General features: G+C 61.1%; 13 protein-coding genes. 11 read left to right on the top strand and 2 right to left on the bottom strand.

Features of this window, described 5'->3' with window-relative positions:
- Positions 1-296: 296 nt before the first annotated feature.
- The 7 genes from K8B33_RS02330 (at position 297) to K8B33_RS02300 (ending at position 8,252) form a co-directional block, all read left to right on the top strand.
- Positions 297-1,076, top strand: coding sequence for a ParA family protein (locus K8B33_RS02330; protein ID WP_223422857.1), 780 nt, complete (start codon positions 297-299; stop codon positions 1,074-1,076).
- Between the two features lie 269 nt (positions 1,077-1,345).
- Positions 1,346-2,122: a hypothetical protein gene (locus tag K8B33_RS02325; protein WP_223422854.1), complete on the top strand. Its 777-nt coding sequence runs from the start codon at positions 1,346-1,348 to the stop codon at positions 2,120-2,122.
- Positions 2,122-2,571: a PaaI family thioesterase gene (locus K8B33_RS02320; RefSeq protein ID WP_223422852.1), complete on the top strand. Its 450-nt coding sequence runs from the start codon at positions 2,122-2,124 to the stop codon at positions 2,569-2,571. The genes K8B33_RS02325 and K8B33_RS02320 overlap by 1 nt, the downstream gene beginning before the upstream one ends.
- On the top strand, positions 2,568-3,035 hold the full coding sequence (locus tag K8B33_RS02315) for a PaaI family thioesterase (protein WP_223422851.1): 468 nt from the start codon (positions 2,568-2,570) through the stop codon (positions 3,033-3,035). Before K8B33_RS02320 ends, K8B33_RS02315 begins: the two co-directional genes overlap by 4 nt.
- A gap of 142 nt (positions 3,036-3,177) precedes the next feature.
- On the top strand, positions 3,178-5,655 hold the full coding sequence (locus tag K8B33_RS02310; protein WP_223422848.1) for a neutral/alkaline non-lysosomal ceramidase N-terminal domain-containing protein: 2,478 nt from the start codon (positions 3,178-3,180) through the stop codon (positions 5,653-5,655).
- Positions 5,656-5,793: 138 nt separating this feature from the next.
- Positions 5,794-6,906, top strand: a complete 1,113-nt coding sequence (locus K8B33_RS02305; protein ID WP_223422845.1) for a ferritin-like domain-containing protein — start codon at positions 5,794-5,796, stop codon at positions 6,904-6,906.
- Between the two features lie 113 nt (positions 6,907-7,019).
- Positions 7,020-8,252 carry an MFS transporter gene (locus K8B33_RS02300; protein WP_223422843.1) on the top strand — a complete coding sequence of 411 codons (1,233 nt, stop codon included), beginning with the start codon at positions 7,020-7,022 and terminating at the stop codon, positions 8,250-8,252.
- Positions 8,253-8,310: 58 nt separating this feature from the next.
- Here the strand turns inward: K8B33_RS02300 and K8B33_RS02295 are convergent, their stop codons facing one another.
- Positions 8,311-8,976, bottom strand: coding sequence for an OmpA family protein (locus K8B33_RS02295; protein WP_223422841.1), 666 nt, complete (start codon positions 8,974-8,976; stop codon positions 8,311-8,313).
- Positions 8,977-9,172: 196 nt separating this feature from the next.
- Here K8B33_RS02295 and K8B33_RS02290 point away from each other — a divergent pair, with 196 nt between their 5' ends.
- Positions 9,173-10,012: a lysophospholipid acyltransferase family protein gene (locus tag K8B33_RS02290; RefSeq protein WP_223422839.1), complete on the top strand. Its 840-nt coding sequence runs from the start codon at positions 9,173-9,175 to the stop codon at positions 10,010-10,012.
- Here the strand turns inward: K8B33_RS02290 and K8B33_RS02285 are convergent.
- The gene (locus tag K8B33_RS02285; protein ID WP_223422836.1) at positions 9,942-10,598 is read right to left on the bottom strand and encodes a GNAT family N-acetyltransferase; all 657 of its coding nucleotides are present in this window, start codon (positions 10,596-10,598) and stop codon (positions 9,942-9,944) included. The genes K8B33_RS02290 and K8B33_RS02285 overlap by 71 nt on opposite strands.
- 129 nt (positions 10,599-10,727) lie before the next feature.
- On the opposite strand from K8B33_RS02285, the gene K8B33_RS02280 reads away from it, so the two are divergent.
- The 3 genes from K8B33_RS02280 to K8B33_RS02270 all read left to right on the top strand — a co-directional run bounded on the left by K8B33_RS02280 (position 10,728) and on the right by K8B33_RS02270 (position 14,021).
- Positions 10,728-12,242 carry a glycerol-3-phosphate dehydrogenase/oxidase gene (locus K8B33_RS02280; protein ID WP_223422834.1) on the top strand — a complete coding sequence of 505 codons (1,515 nt, stop codon included), beginning with the start codon at positions 10,728-10,730 and terminating at the stop codon, positions 12,240-12,242.
- Between the two features lie 2 nt (positions 12,243-12,244).
- Positions 12,245-13,102 carry a 23S rRNA (adenine(2030)-N(6))-methyltransferase RlmJ gene (locus K8B33_RS02275; protein ID WP_223422831.1) on the top strand — a complete coding sequence of 286 codons (858 nt, stop codon included), beginning with the start codon at positions 12,245-12,247 and terminating at the stop codon, positions 13,100-13,102.
- Between the two features lie 283 nt (positions 13,103-13,385).
- Positions 13,386-14,021 (top strand): TetR family transcriptional regulator, encoded by a 636-nt coding sequence (locus tag K8B33_RS02270; protein WP_223422828.1) that lies wholly within the window; start codon positions 13,386-13,388, stop codon positions 14,019-14,021.
- Positions 14,022-14,083: the final 62 nt, after the last annotated feature.

The raw sequence follows: 14,083 nt of genomic DNA, 5'->3' as shown, positions 1-14,083 counted from the left end.
TATATACGGTGTATGCCTTTTACTCAATCATAGGCCATGAAGATCAGACAGCAAGGCCTGTTGCGGTGGAGTAAACAGCTTTCTGCCGTTGATATAGGGGCGGCGCATGACAGGCACTCAGGTGCAGATGGGACCTATGTACAGAGAGTAACCAGCAGGGGGCGAACAGCCTCATGCCGGGCCGCTCCGCGATTTGCGCAGCGGTTATCCACAGCCTGTTCCACAGATTCTGTGCATAACGCAGTGGCACCTGTATCATTCCGCTGGGCCAGGCACCAGTTGAAGGAGAGAAACGGATGCGGCGAGTGGTGTTCAACCAGAAAGGTGGCGTAGGAAAATCCAGTATCGCGGTCAATCTTGCCGCCATCAGTGCCAGCCAGGGCCAGCGCACACTGGTGCTGGATCTCGACCCCCAGTGCAATGCCAGCCAGTACCTGCTCGGTATGGATGCTTACCAGAATGGCGAAGGTCCGACCCCCAATGTAGGTACTTTTTTCGGCCAGACGCTGTCGTTCCGGCTGAAAGAGAAGGACCCGCTGGAGTACATCCACGCTACAGGGTTCGAGAATCTGAGTGTGCTGCCGTCAAACCCGGAGCTGGGCGAGATTGAGCACATGCTGGAAAGCAAGCACAAGATCTACAAGCTGCGTGCACTGGTGAAGGCGCTGGAGAAGGAGTTCGATGTCATTTATATCGATACGCCCCCCGCCTACAATTTCTACACCCTCTCGGCCCTGATTGCCGGGGACAAGGTGCTGATTCCCTTCGATTGCGATGCCTTCTCCCGCAAGGCGTTGTACACACTGCTGGAGAATATCCGCGAGGCCCGTGACGATCACAACGACGCGCTGGAGGTCGAGGGCATCGTGGTGAATCAGTTCCAGCCCCGCGCGCGCTTGCCGCAGCAGCTGGTGGAAGGGCTGAGTGAAGAGGGGCTGCCGATACTGTCGAGCTACCTGTCTGCCAGCGTGATCATGCGGGAGTCCCACGATCAGGCCAAACCGCTGATCCATCTGGCGCCGCGGCACAAGCTGACCCAGGAGTTCGTGACACTGCACGCCGAGTTGAGCCGCTGAGCAACCTCTGCATGCCCCGGCGAGCGGTAGCCCGGCCGGGCGGCAGGGCAGGGCCCTGACCAGGCTGTTTATACTGCCCGTCGGCATTAATCTGCTATTATCCGAAGCGTACAGGTGAGAGCCTGTCTGCTGCTGGCTCGGGGGAGCACAGGACACAGCAGCAGATATGGGCAACGAACACGTGGGATATGGGCGGGTGACACACCAGCGTGTCGCGGTTTAACCTGCCCCTGAGAAGAGGCAGAACAATAATGATTCGGGAGACAACAATGTCTGGAATATCTGCATACCTGCGAGGCCTTTGCGCTGCGCTGCTGTTAATGCCGGTGCTGCTGATGCCCGTAGTGGCCAGCGCAGCCATCAATCAGGCGCAGGTCGAGCGCATGCAGCTCGAATTGTGGCGCGTGCGTGCTGATTTCCATATGTTCACGGTGATGGACGGTGATCGTCGCTATGAGCGCCAGTTGGCGCAAAGCCTTCGTTCCGCTGAATCGCAGTTTCGTGTCCTGCAGAGTGCCGCATCCAGTGATACGGATGTTGCGCTGGTGAATGCCATGCGAAATAACTGGGCGGAATTCACCAAGGCCGCAGAGAGCAATACCATTGCAAAGCTGGGCTATACCGAAAGTTACGCGGCGCAGGACGTGAACCGACTGGCGGCGGTCATGAATAACCAGCTGTCCACCTATTCTGCCGACAGCAGCGGTGACTATGCTGACATGTGGGCCCTGGCCGCTTATATGCAGCGGATGTCGTCCGAGTACCTGGCGCTGTCTGCGGATCCCTCCGGCGGTATGGCCGTCGATACCGGCGAAGGCCGCATTGAATTCCGCGACACGGTGCCGGCCTTCGATCGGCGCCTGGCTGAAATACGGGCCAAATACCGCGACGACGATACGGCGACCCGCGCGCTGGATCAGATCGCCAGCAAATGGGGCTTTATCCGCGAATCTCTGGTGAAGTTCTACGAGAACTCTGTGCCCTTTCTGGTGCATCGCTATACCCAGCAGATCGTTGCTTCTGTCGATCAGGTTGCGGGGAGTTGATGACACGACTTGATGTGTGCCGCCGGTTTGTGGCTTCGGTACGGCACTCCACGGAACTCGGCATTGAAGTGCTTGAAGCGCACGAGGATCGTGTGCGTACGCGCATGGCTGCCAGCCCGCAGCTGGTGGGCAACCCCGATTCCGGCATCATGCATGGCGGGGCGATTTTTGCCCTGATGGACCAGGCGGGTGGCCTGGCCAATGCCTGTCTGATCTTTCCCTCATTCGAAATCACGCCGACCATTGATATGCGTGTGGACCACCTTCGTGCCCCGGCACCAGGCAAGGCGGTGATCTGCGACGCTGAGTGTTACCGGCTCAGTCAGCATGTCGCCTTTGTGCGCATGAGTGTTTATGAGGAAGGCGATGAAGAGGGTGAGATGTTGGCAACGGGTCTGGCAACCTACATGCGTATGAAACTGCCCGGTGCAAGCAAGGTGGTGGCATGACTGACGGACTGCGTGATCTGGTCGCGGCCTGTCGCCAGGGCAGTGAGCCCTATCAGGCATTGATCGACCGCGTGCCCTATGCCGCATTCCTGGGCATTGAGATAACGGCCCGTGGCGAGGAGCTGACCTTCGTGCTCCCCAAACGGGACACCAACCTGGGTAATCCGACTCTGCCAGCGCTGCACGGTGGCGCAGTGGCGGGCTTTATGGAGCAGGCTGCCATTATCTTCCTGCTGCTGGAGATGGGTGAGCCCCGGGTACCCAAGACCATTGATTTCACCATGGACTACCTGCGCGCCGGGCATTTTCGCGATACCTTCGCAGAGTGCCGTGTGACGCGCCTCGGGCGCCGGGTGGCCAATGTACACATCAGTGCCTGGCAGGTACGTCGGCCCGAGCCTATTGCCATAGCCCGCGCGCATTTCCTGTTGTCAGAGGAATCTGCCACAGAACCCCCCGAGTAATCCTCTTTAGTCCCAGGTATCCCGCTGGCGGTATTCGGTAGCAATTTGTAATGGGTGCTGCCCGCGCCGCCGCTTTGCTGAAATAATCCTTTTTCTGAATAGTTGCACTATCGTGCTATATAACAGAAAAAGGAAATGCATGATGACACGCTGCATCATTACGACACTGCTTGGCGTTCTTCTGTTGAGCGCCTGTGGCGGCGACAGCTCATTAGGCGGTGGCCGTGGCACGCCACCGGCAGACGGTGATAATGGCGGCGCGATGCCTGACTCTCTGTTCGCAGAACCGCAGATGGCTCGCTGTGTGCTGAACAGCCCGATGCTGGAGGTGGGGCAGGGGCTGGATGCACCGGGCCTGCGGCTGGATGTGGACAGCCCTGCCCGTGGCAGGGCATCCGGGCACTGTGGCGACAATCAGACATTTCGCTTCGGGAGCGGCATTGCCGACGTCACCGGCCCGGTGGCCCTGAAAAGTGGCGCCGGGTGGGAAGATACCGCCCAGGTCATGCGTGGCATTCACACCCGCCAGTTTGCCCGTGCCTACGCCATCGAATCGCCCTGCAACGGCAAGCGCGTCATGTTTCTGTCGGCAGACATCGGGCTGATGTGGGGCTCGTTGCGCCTGGGTGTACTGGATGCCATCGCCGCAGACGATGATTTGTCCCGCTTTTATAACGGCGATAACGTCATGCTCTCCGCGACCCATACGCATTCCGGCCCCGCCGGCTATTCCCATCACGAGGCCGGTAACGCACTGCATCTCGGTTACGACGATCTGGTGTACCGCACACTGGTGGACGGCATGGTGGCGGCGATTCGGCTGGCACACGCTAATATCCAGGCCAATCCGGAGCCCGGCCGCGTATCGCTTGCCAGCGGCGAACTGCTGAACACCAACATCAACCGTTCGCGCCCGGCCTTTGCCATGAACCCGGCCGACGAGCGCGCTGCGTTTCGCGACACCCGTGGAGAGGAAGTGGATGTCAACAAACGGGTGGTGCAACTGAATCTGCGACGGGACAACGGCAGCCCGGTGGGCATCATCAACTGGTTCGGGGTACACCCCACGGTTATCGGGCCGGAGGCGGATCTGGTCAGCAGTGATTGCAAGGGGTTTGCGGCCCAGGGCTTTGAACGCATCATGCGCACCCGCTACAGCCCGCATCCCGGAGAAGACACCTTTGTCGCCGCGTTCGCGCAAGCGGATGAGGGCGATTCGTCCCCCAACATCTTCATCAATGAGTTCCCGCACCCCGACCCGCGCCGCGGCGGCGGCAGCACGGTGTTTGAATCCAACGCCATCTCTGGCAACAAACAACTGGCCAAAGCCTTGAGGTTATGGGGGCAGGGCGAGGCACTCAGCGGGCCGGTGGATTACCGCCTGATGCACGTACGTATGAACCAGGTGACGGTGACGGACCCCGTGATTCTGTCGCGGCTGCAGCATCCGCCAGCGCTGGATGCTGCGGTCAAGCGCACCTGTAACGCCGCATTGGGCGTGTCCTTCCCGGCGGGCGCCGAGGATGGCCCGGGGCCAATCAGTTATGAGGGCATCACCTGCGCAACGGACGGCGGCATCATGCGGGCTATTGCCCGGGACTTTGCGGAGCTGACCGGGCCGGGGCTGCCATTGGAAATCGTTTCCAGCCTGCTGCTGTGCAATACCCAGACACTGCCGTTGCTCGGACTCGGTTGCCATGCGGAGAAGCCCGTGCTGTTGCCGACCAATCTCGGCGAGTCCGCCGGCGGCGTACTGGACCTGGTATTGAACCCGTTGGGGCTGACCACCAACTTCGAGTCACCGGTGCAGCCATTGCAGATATTCCGTATCGGCAATCTGGCGGTGGTCGGTTTGCCCTGGGAAGTAACCACCATGTCGGCGCGACGCCTGCGCGCTCTGGTGCTTGAAGAGCTGGCGCCGGTGGGCGTCGACACAGTGATCATTGCCGGACTGACCAACGATTTCATCCATTACCTGACGACCCGGGAAGAATACGCCAGTCAGCAGTATGAGGGGGCATCCACCGTATACGGCCCCTGGAGCCTGGCGGCCGTGAAACAGGAAACCCGGCGCCTGGCCCTGAGCATGCGCGATGGCGAGGCGATAGCGGCAGGGCCCGCCTATCCGCGAGTGACGCCAGTGTTGCGCCGCCCGCCATATATCCCCTCGGATACGCCAGGCAGCGCGCCTTTCGGCTCTTTGCTGGAGGATGTGCCGCCCTCCGCCGAGCCGGGCGATACGGTGCGCGCCATCTTCCAGGCGGGGCATCCGCGCAATGATCTGATGCTGGGCGACAGCTATGTGTTCGTCGAACGCCAGCGCCTCGATGGCAGCTGGCAGGTCGTCGCCCGGGATCAGGACCCTGCGCTCTGGTTTCTCTGGCAGCCCACCGTGCTGCCGCCGCTGCCGCTGGACCCGATACCGACGGGCCCGTCCACTGCCGAGGCACGGTGGCACCTGCCTGCCAATACCCCTGCGGGCATATACCGTCTACGCCACCAGGGTGTCGCGGCGCCGGGCGGCGCATACAGCGGGGTATCGAGCCCCTTTACCGTGGCGGGCCCCCTGGCGGCGTGTGAAGACGGCAGCGATTTGCCGCCGATCTCAGCGGCGCGGTGAAGTTGTGATTTCGCGTCAGCCGGTGCGTGCATTGTCATTTCGCGACATTGCTGCGCCAGGTGCTGCGGGATAGCGTTGAGTACGACCCGATCTGGGATTTATCGACGAATCCGACAAAGACAAAAAAGGTGCGCTACCATGCAGATCAAGCGACTCGACCAGGCTCCGAAAGATATCATTTACTATGAAAGCTGGGATGGGCCCGGCGGTGATGACCTTGAGCATCGCATGACCACCCAGCACGTCGAAGACGTGGTGCAGATTTTCCAGACACCACTGACGGGCCATTACAACTGGGATTACAGCTCTGCTGATGGCCGTATTCGCAAGCTCTACCGTCTGGGTAAAGAGCTGAACTGGAACGCCGATTTCGACGTGGACTGGACCCAGAATTTCCCCAAATCCGAACAGCCCATGGATCAGAATTTCAATCCGTTCCAGGGGTGGGAGCCCTTCGAGAAGCTTTCCGAAGAAGAGAAGCTGCGTTTTGGCTGGCACAACCTGGCCTGGATGCTGGCGCAGTTCATGCACGGTGAGCAGGGCGCATTGCTGGTCGCGTCGCAGCTGGCATCTTGCGCCCCTACCTACGATGCCAAACTCTATGCCGCGTCGCAGACCTTTGATGAAGCCCGACACGTGGAGGTGTTCACCCGCTACCTCCAGGAAAAGGTCGGCATGATGTATCCGGTCAACCCGAACCTGAAAGTGCTGCTGGACAAGATCCTGTCCGATCCGCGCTGGGATCTGAAATTCATCGGCATGCAGATCATCATCGAAGGGCTTGCCCTGGCCGCATTCAATACCCTCAAGCTTACAGCCAAGGACCCACTGTTGAAGGACATCATCACGCTGGTAATTCGTGATGAAGCCCGCCACGTGACCTTCGGTGTGAACTACCTGGAGGATTTCGTCAGCACCCTGACCCAGGAAGAGAAAGAAGAGCGCGCCCATTTCGCCTTTGAAGCCTGCGTGGTGATGCGCGAGCGCCTGATTGCCACAGAGGTGTTCACAGAATTCGGCTGGGAGCCGGAGCAAGCACGCGAGCAGGTGCTGGCGTCGCAGATCATGGCGCAGTTCCGTAATTTGCTGTTTACCCGCATCGTGCCCAACCTCAAGCGCATCGGTCTGCTCACCGATTCGGTGCGGCCACGTTTCGAGGAGCTGGGTATCCTGCAATTCGAGAATCTGGTGGACGACGGCGAGATCGACTGGGCCGAGCTGTCACGGCCGCTGTATAACGAAGCATCCTGACCCTCCTGTGGCCGTTCCTGCCATTGTTGGCAGGGGCGGCAGTGACCATAATTGGAGCGGGCCGGTAAACCGGCCCGCTTTTTTTCGCCCACTCATCACTGCCTGGCTGCCCTGTGTCCCGACTTGCTGACCGCCGTACCCAGATCATGCTGCTCGCCGCTGTGGCGGCCACCGGCATGGGCCAGACCCTGGTGTTTGCCATCCTGCCGTCGCTCGGCCGTGCCGCAGGCATTGCCGATGTCAAAGTGGGCCTGATCATCAGCTGCTCCTCGCTGATGTTCGCCCTGGCCAGCCCGGTCTGGGGCCGCAGCAGCGAATACCTGGGCCGCAAGCCGGTGCTGGTGATTGGTCTGACCGGTTACGCCATCGGCACCGCCTTGTTTGCTACTGCATTCTGGTTCGGTATTCGTGGCATGCTCACCGGTGCTTTGCTGGTTACCGCCCTGATCGCCAGCCGCGTGCTGCAAGCCTCGGTCATGGCGGCCACGCCGCCGGCCGCTGCGGCCTATATGGCAGATACCTCGGAAGCCGCCACGCGCACCAAAGCCATGGGGCGTATCGGCGCAGCACACAACCTCGGCACCGTGATCGGCCCGGCGGTGGGTGGATTGATTGCGGGCATCAGCCTGGTGGCGCCGCTGTATCTGGTGGCCATAGTCACTGCGCTGATGGCGCTCTGGGTCATGCGCGCCTTGCCAGAATCGCCCTATATCCTGGCCCGCGGCCCCAACAGTACGCCATTCTCTTTGCGCGATACGTTGCGCACCAGTTTCATGGCCTACACAGATCGCCGTCTGACCGACATCCTGCTGGTCGGTCTGATGATGTTCCTGGCGTTTGCCATCGTGCAGCAGACCCTCGGCTTTCTGTTTCAGGACCGGCTGGGCATGAGTCCCCAGCAGGCAGCGGGCGGCGTCGGCATTGCGATGATGTGCGCGGCACTGGCCTCACTGCTGGCCCAGGCGGTTATCGTGCAGCGACTGGGCTGGGCGCCAGAGGCGATCCTGCGGTTGGCTGTCCCCTTGATGGGCGCTGGCGTGCTGGTGCTGATCTGGGCGCCGGGCCAGATGATGGTGACGGTGTCCGTGATACTGCTGGGTCTGGGCCTGGGCCTGGGCATGCCGGGGGTCAGCAGCGCAGCCAGTCTGCGTGTGGGTCAGGATGAGCAGGGCGCTGTAGCGGGCCTGATGAGCGCCTGTCCGGCACTGGGATTCATTTTCGGTCCGGTCATCGGCACCGGGCTTTACCAGATCCAGCCATTGTGGCCCTACTGGCTGGTGGTCCTGCTGTTTATCCCCTTGAGTTTCGCCGTCTGGCGCCTGGGGCGTGTGCGCGAGGAAGCATAAAAGCTGAACCATAAAAAAAGCCGCGAGAGGAATGCTCTCGCGGCTTCTTGCTCACGGTTTAGTTCGTGTAGGGCAGCAACGTCAGTTCAACACGACGGTTCTGCGCACGACCTGCGGCGGTGTCGTTGGTCGCTGCGGGCTGATGCGGGCCGAAACCGACGATATCCATGCGCACCTGCTCAACACCGAAACCGGCGAGGGCATTGCTCACAGACTGAGCGCGCTGCTGAGAGAGCAGCATGTTGTACTGCACGCTGCCGGTGCTGTCCGTATGACCGCCCACCTGAATCATGGTCGAACGGTACTCTTTCAGGACCTCGGATACAGAATCCAGAACCGGCATGAACTGGGACTTGACCTGGTATGCGTCCGTATCGAAAGTGACGTTGCCCGGCATGTTGAGGATGATGTTGTCACCATCGCGGGTCACTGAAACGCCTGTGCCCTGGAGCTTCTCACGCAGTTCGCGCTCCTGGACGTCCATGTAGTAGCCCACGCCACCACCTGCCACTGCGCCAATACCGGCACCCGCCAGGGCGCGACGCTTGCGTTCCTTGGCACTGTCAGAGGTGGCAATCCCTACCAAAGCGCCCACGGCCGCACCGATGCCGGCGCCTGTGGCGGCTCGGGATGTTCTCTGTTCCCCGGTGTACGGGTCAGTGGTTTGACAGCCTGTAAGGGCCAGCGCGCCAGCCAGCAAGGCACTTGCGGCAATAATCTTCATGTTTGCTCCTGAGAGTTTTGTTGTGACCATCAATCTGTTTTTGGCCGGAGAACCAGTGCCTAACATTACGGCAAACGCCGAAAAGACGGAAGATCAATCCACGCCATCCAGCGGATCAACACAAACAAGCGCTGGGCATTTGCGAGGCCGACAGGGATACTGTGGCCGATTTGAACAATGGCTGGAACGCAATGCTATGCCTGATTTCCCCTTGGAAGACTTCGTGCCGCCACCAGAGCGCTTGTTGCGACGATTGATGGCGCCGTCTCGCTGGTACTTTTCACCGCAGATCAGTGGTACCGAGCACGTGAATCCTGCGCGCCCGGCGCTCTTCGTCGGCAACCACGCATTGTTCGGCATTATCGATTCGCCCTTGTTCGTGAGTGCCCTGTATCGACAGACCGGTGTCTACCCGCGCAGTCTGGGAGACCACTTTCACTTCCGCACACCGGGTTGGGGGCGTTTGCTGACGCACTTCGGTGCGGTGCCGGGCACGCGAGAGAACTGCCATGCCCTGATGGCGGCCCGGCAGCATGTGCTGGTGTTTCCTGGCGGCGCCCGGGAGGTCGCCAAGCGGCGTGACGAGATCAACCGACTGGTCTGGAAGAAGCGCACGGGATTTGCCTATATGGCCATCAGCCACGGCTATGACATCATTCCTTTTGCGTCCGTCGGGTGTGATGAAGCGTTTGATATTCTTTATGACGGCAATGATTTTACCGCCTCACGGCTTGGTCGGAGCCTGCTCAGGCTGCCTCGGGCAAGGCAGGCTTTGCGCAACGGGGATCTTTTCATGCCCTGGGTGAAGGGACTCGGGCCGCTGCCGTTGCCGCGTCCGGAGCCCTTCCATTTTCGTATCGGTGCCCCGATCGCCACTGACGCTGCGCCCTGGGCTGGCCGTCAGGATGAGACGCAGGTGCTCTGGGATCTGCGTGAGCAGGTTGCGGGGACGATAGAAGGCATGATCAGCGATCTGGCGCGCGATCGTGACGTGGCGCGGCCGCAGATGTCTCGCTGGCGCCGCTGGTTGACGTAGCGCGCCACATGCACCAGACCGTCGGGCCGTCATCGGGCAGCGACAGTTCGTGCAATACGTCAAAGCCGAAGTGCTGGTACAGAGGCACGTTGTCCGGATTACAGGTTTCCAGATAGGCGGGCAATGCGCTGCGGTCACATTGTGTGAGTACGTTATCCAGCAACAGACGGCAAAGTCCGCGGCCCTGGGCGCGGGGGTCGACACCAATGATCTGCAGATAGAAATGCGGCGTCACCGGGTGCAGTGCCTGCACCCGGCGAATACCGTGCAGCCGGGCGGGCAGCCGCAGGACGCCGCACAGCCGGACCAGTTCGGGCAGGAAACGAAAGTGTGACAGGAGGCTGCTGCCCCAGGTACCCGGCGGCGACCAGAGTGCAGCGGCCTGGCGGGACTCTACCGTGTGTATCAGCCCGGAGGGCAGGGCAAGGTGGCGCAACTGGGCCAGGAAGGCGGCCTCCAGACGCCGCGTGTAGTGCTGATCGGGCACCGCCATCCAGCGCCAGAAGGGGTCATCCCGAAAAGCCCGGGCGAGGGTAGAGGCCAGCAGCGGCAGATCGGTGGCCCCGGCGCGGCGTATATCGGGCATGCGGGGTGGTCCTTGATGCCGCCGGTCCGGCGCAGGCCAGCCAGACGGGCATATTGTGGAAAAAGTGATAAAGCATTGTGCGCCGTGAGGCGTTGCCGGGACAGTAAAGATTGTGACAAGGAGTAATACATGCTCGGGAGCAGGCCGGATCTGGTGAAGCTGGCAGACACGCGCTGGGATCTGATCGTCATTGGTGGCGGGATCACGGGTGCAGGCATTCTGCATCAAGCGGCACAGCTTGGAATTAAAGCTCTTCTTGTTGAAAAACATGATTTTAGCTATGGAACCTCAAGTAGATCATCAAAAATGGTGCATGGCGGCTTGCGCTATCTCAAGCAGGGCGATATCCGCCTGACGCGGGAGTCCCTGCAGGAGCGGGAGCATCTGTTGCGGCATTTGCCCGGTCTGGTGGTGCGCCAGAGCTATCTGTTCCCGTTGCGGCGTGGGCAGTTCCCCGGCCGCTGGGCGATGACGGTGGCGCTGTGGTTCTACGACCTGCTGGCAGGGGTGCGCGACCACCGCTGGGTCAGCGCCGATGACCTGGCGCAACGTGTCCCGGCCCTTGATACCCGGGCGCTTACCGGCGCCATGCGCTATACCGACGCCCTGACCGATGACAGTCGCCTGGTGATGCGTATCTTGCATGACGCTGTGGAGGAGGGGGGCCGGGCGATCAACTATTGCGGGGTAAACGATGTATCGCGACGGTCGAACGGCGATCTGACGCTGAGCGTGACGGATCATGCGGCGAAGGCAGATCCAGTCCGAGGCGGCACGCCGGTTACGGCCACATTAGTGGCCCGGCGTGTCATCAATGCCACCGGCGCCTGGGCGGATCAGCTGTCTGGCACGCCTGCGCGCGTGCGGCCCCAGCGCGGCAGCCATCTGTTTGTGCCGGCGCAACGTCTGCCGTTGTCCGAATGCCTGACACTGGTCAACCCTCGCGATGGTCGGCCGGTGTTTGTCTTCCCCTGGGAGGGAGAAACCTGCATTGGCACCACAGATCTGGACCACCGCGACGACCCGGACCGTGAGCCCCGGGCAACCCGGAAAGAAATCGACTACCTGCTGGAACTGGTCAACGGGTTTTTCCCCGATGTGCAGCTGACGGATGCCGATATTCTGTCCACCATGGCCGGGGTGCGGCCGATCATCGCCTCCGGCAAGGGCGGCGACCCGTCCAGCGAGCGCCGCGACCATGCCGTCTGGTCACACGATGGCGTCATCACCGTCAGTGGCGGCAAATTGACCACCTTTCGCGTGATTGCACTGGATGCGCTGGCTGTGGCCGGTTTTATTGATCGTCACAGGCACCGTGCGCTGCGGCGGGCTGGCCCCCGGTTTGCGCAGAACAGCGCTATTCCGACCGGGCTGGGGCACCCGCTGCGACGCTGGCCGGAGGGCGATGCCCTGTTGGCCGAGATCGACTGGGTTCTGCAGCACGAAATGGTGCAACACCTGGATGACCTGATGTTGCGTCGTACCCGGTTGGGCAACATGCTGCCTCGCGGTGGCGAAGAGCGATTGCCGGTTCTGGCGAAGCTGGTCTGTGAACGGCTGGGCTGGGATCAATCCCGCTGGGAGGTGGAAGTGCAACGGTATCTGGACATCATTCAAGACAGTTACAGCGTGCAGGAGGCCTGATCATGCTCAGCTATCAACATGGCTACCACGCCGGTAACTTCGCAGACGTGCACAAGCATGTCGTGCTTTCTCTCATTCTGGCGTATCTGCGCCGCAAACCCGGCCCGCTGTCGGTGCTGGATTTTTACGCCGGCCGCGGGCGATATGACTTGCACGGTGCCCAGGCAGCAAAAACAGGTGAGGCGGCGGCGGGCATCATGCGGTTGCTGGATCAGCAGCCCTGGCCGACGTTGCTGGATGACTATCGCGAGGCGCTCATGAGCGTCAACAAGGGCGTCGCCAAAGGCACCCTGGTGCGCTATCCGGGATCACCACTTATTGCCCGCCATGTGGGGGGCGACGAGGTACGGCTGACCTGCTGTGAGCTGCATCCGATGGAATTCGGCGCGTTGGCCGAGCTGTTCCGGCCGATTACCAGCAAGCCGCGCCCTCGGGTCCAGTTGCACAAGCGCGATGCGCTTGAGGCGATGACCGGGATGCTGCCACCGACCCCGAGACGGGGGCTGGCCATCCTGGATCCCAGCTATGAGCTGCGCGATGACTACAGCGCCATGGCCAAAGCGCTCACGCAGGCACTGAAACGCTGGAGCACTGGCGTGTACCTGCTCTGGTACCCGCTGCTCCCGGACGCGCGTCATGAACGTATGCTGCGCTCGCTGCGCGCCGTCGTGCCCGGTGATGTCGTGCAAAGTGAGCTGATCGTGCGCAAGTCCGGTGCGGGCATGCACGGATCAGGCGTGCTGGTGATCAATCCGCCGTATGTGCTCGCCGAGCAGCTGGCGTCGCTGCAAGACTGGTTCGCCACGCTGAGTGACTTGCCGACAGGGCAGGGCGGGGCCGGCGGCTTGTTCGTCAGATAGCGGATGACGATCGTCGGAATTTGGTAACCGTTTTTTTCTGACAGCGCGTTAAAGCCATCTCAATTGCTTATTTATCAGCATGATGTGATGCAAAGCTAATTATAGTTCTAGAATGATCAGACCTTTGTTCGTTTGACCTTGACTGCGAACCGGCGTATTCAGTGAACACTGCGGCAGGATGTCCGCCGCAACGACAATAATGTTATGACAATAATAAGTAGTCGCAAGGATGCTTGGCGCCAATTGGCTCCGGCCTTGCCGGCCACTCGGGAGGACAAGCCCCATGGGCGTCAGAGCAGAACAGAAACAACGGACCCGCGCCGCGCTGGTCAGTGCAGCACTGGAGATGGTGGCCAACGGCCGCGCTTTCAGCAGTCTCAGCTTGCGTGAAGTGACGCGCACAGCCGGTGTGGTGCCTACCGCCTTCTACCGGCATTTTCAGACAATGGACAATCTTGGCCTGGCGATCGTTGAGGAGGCGCTGCCGGAGCTGCGCTCCCAGATGCGCGCCTTGCGACACGACACTGTCACTATGGAGGGGTTGCTGATCTCCTCTGTTGATGTGTTTTTCGATTTCGTCCTCGAGCACGCCCAGGAATTTCTCTTCTTCGGCCGCGAGATTACCGGCGGCAGCGCCACCTTACGCAAGGCCCTGCGCATGCACACAGTGCGCTTTGGCTACGATCTGGCCGATGATCTTGCCCGCATCGGCTTCGCCAACCATCTCTCCGACGCCGAACGCTTCATGGTGGCCGATCTGTTGGTACGCGCGGTGCTCACCACATCCCAGGATATGCTGGGTCTGCGGCATAACGCCGAGGCCATGAAAGCGTTGCGAGCGCGTACCGCTCAACAGATGCGTGTCGTTGTGCTCGGTATGCTGAACTGGTCTTCCAGCGAGTTTGCCGCCGCATCCTGACCCCGTCATAGCTGCGCCCATGCCCCGTTTTGCTCGTGTACGCAGCGATACGGGGCTGTGTG

Source organism: Alcanivorax limicola, assembly GCF_019931215.1.
In the GTDB taxonomy this organism is placed as follows: domain Bacteria; phylum Pseudomonadota; class Gammaproteobacteria; order Pseudomonadales; family Alcanivoracaceae; genus Isoalcanivorax; species Isoalcanivorax limicola.
Note: the sequence above shows the minus strand (reverse complement) of the source record. Positions and strands in the feature narration are given on the sequence as shown.

Excerpts from the sequence above, each read along its gene's own strand:
- K8B33_RS02320 (WP_223422852.1), top strand. The coding sequence starts at position 2,122 with ATGACACGACTTGATGTGTGCCGCCGGTTTGTGGCTTCGGTACGGCAC.
- K8B33_RS02290 (WP_223422839.1), top strand. The coding sequence starts at position 9,173 with ATGCCTGATTTCCCCTTGGAAGACTTCGTGCCGCCACCAGAGCGCTTG.
- K8B33_RS02285 (WP_223422836.1), bottom strand. The coding sequence starts at position 10,598 with ATGCCCGATATACGCCGCGCCGGGGCCACCGATCTGCCGCTGCTGGCC.
- K8B33_RS02325 (WP_223422854.1), top strand. The coding sequence starts at position 1,346 with ATGTCTGGAATATCTGCATACCTGCGAGGCCTTTGCGCTGCGCTGCTG.
- K8B33_RS02305 (WP_223422845.1), top strand. The coding sequence starts at position 5,794 with ATGCAGATCAAGCGACTCGACCAGGCTCCGAAAGATATCATTTACTAT.
- K8B33_RS02270 (WP_223422828.1), top strand. The coding sequence starts at position 13,386 with ATGGGCGTCAGAGCAGAACAGAAACAACGGACCCGCGCCGCGCTGGTC.
- K8B33_RS02315 (WP_223422851.1), top strand. The coding sequence starts at position 2,568 with ATGACTGACGGACTGCGTGATCTGGTCGCGGCCTGTCGCCAGGGCAGT.
- K8B33_RS02295 (WP_223422841.1), bottom strand. The coding sequence starts at position 8,976 with ATGAAGATTATTGCCGCAAGTGCCTTGCTGGCTGGCGCGCTGGCCCTT.
- K8B33_RS02330 (WP_223422857.1), top strand. The coding sequence starts at position 297 with ATGCGGCGAGTGGTGTTCAACCAGAAAGGTGGCGTAGGAAAATCCAGT.
- K8B33_RS02275 (WP_223422831.1), top strand. The coding sequence starts at position 12,245 with ATGCTCAGCTATCAACATGGCTACCACGCCGGTAACTTCGCAGACGTG.
- K8B33_RS02310 (WP_223422848.1), top strand. The coding sequence starts at position 3,178 with ATGACACGCTGCATCATTACGACACTGCTTGGCGTTCTTCTGTTGAGC.
- K8B33_RS02280 (WP_223422834.1), top strand. The coding sequence starts at position 10,728 with ATGCTCGGGAGCAGGCCGGATCTGGTGAAGCTGGCAGACACGCGCTGG.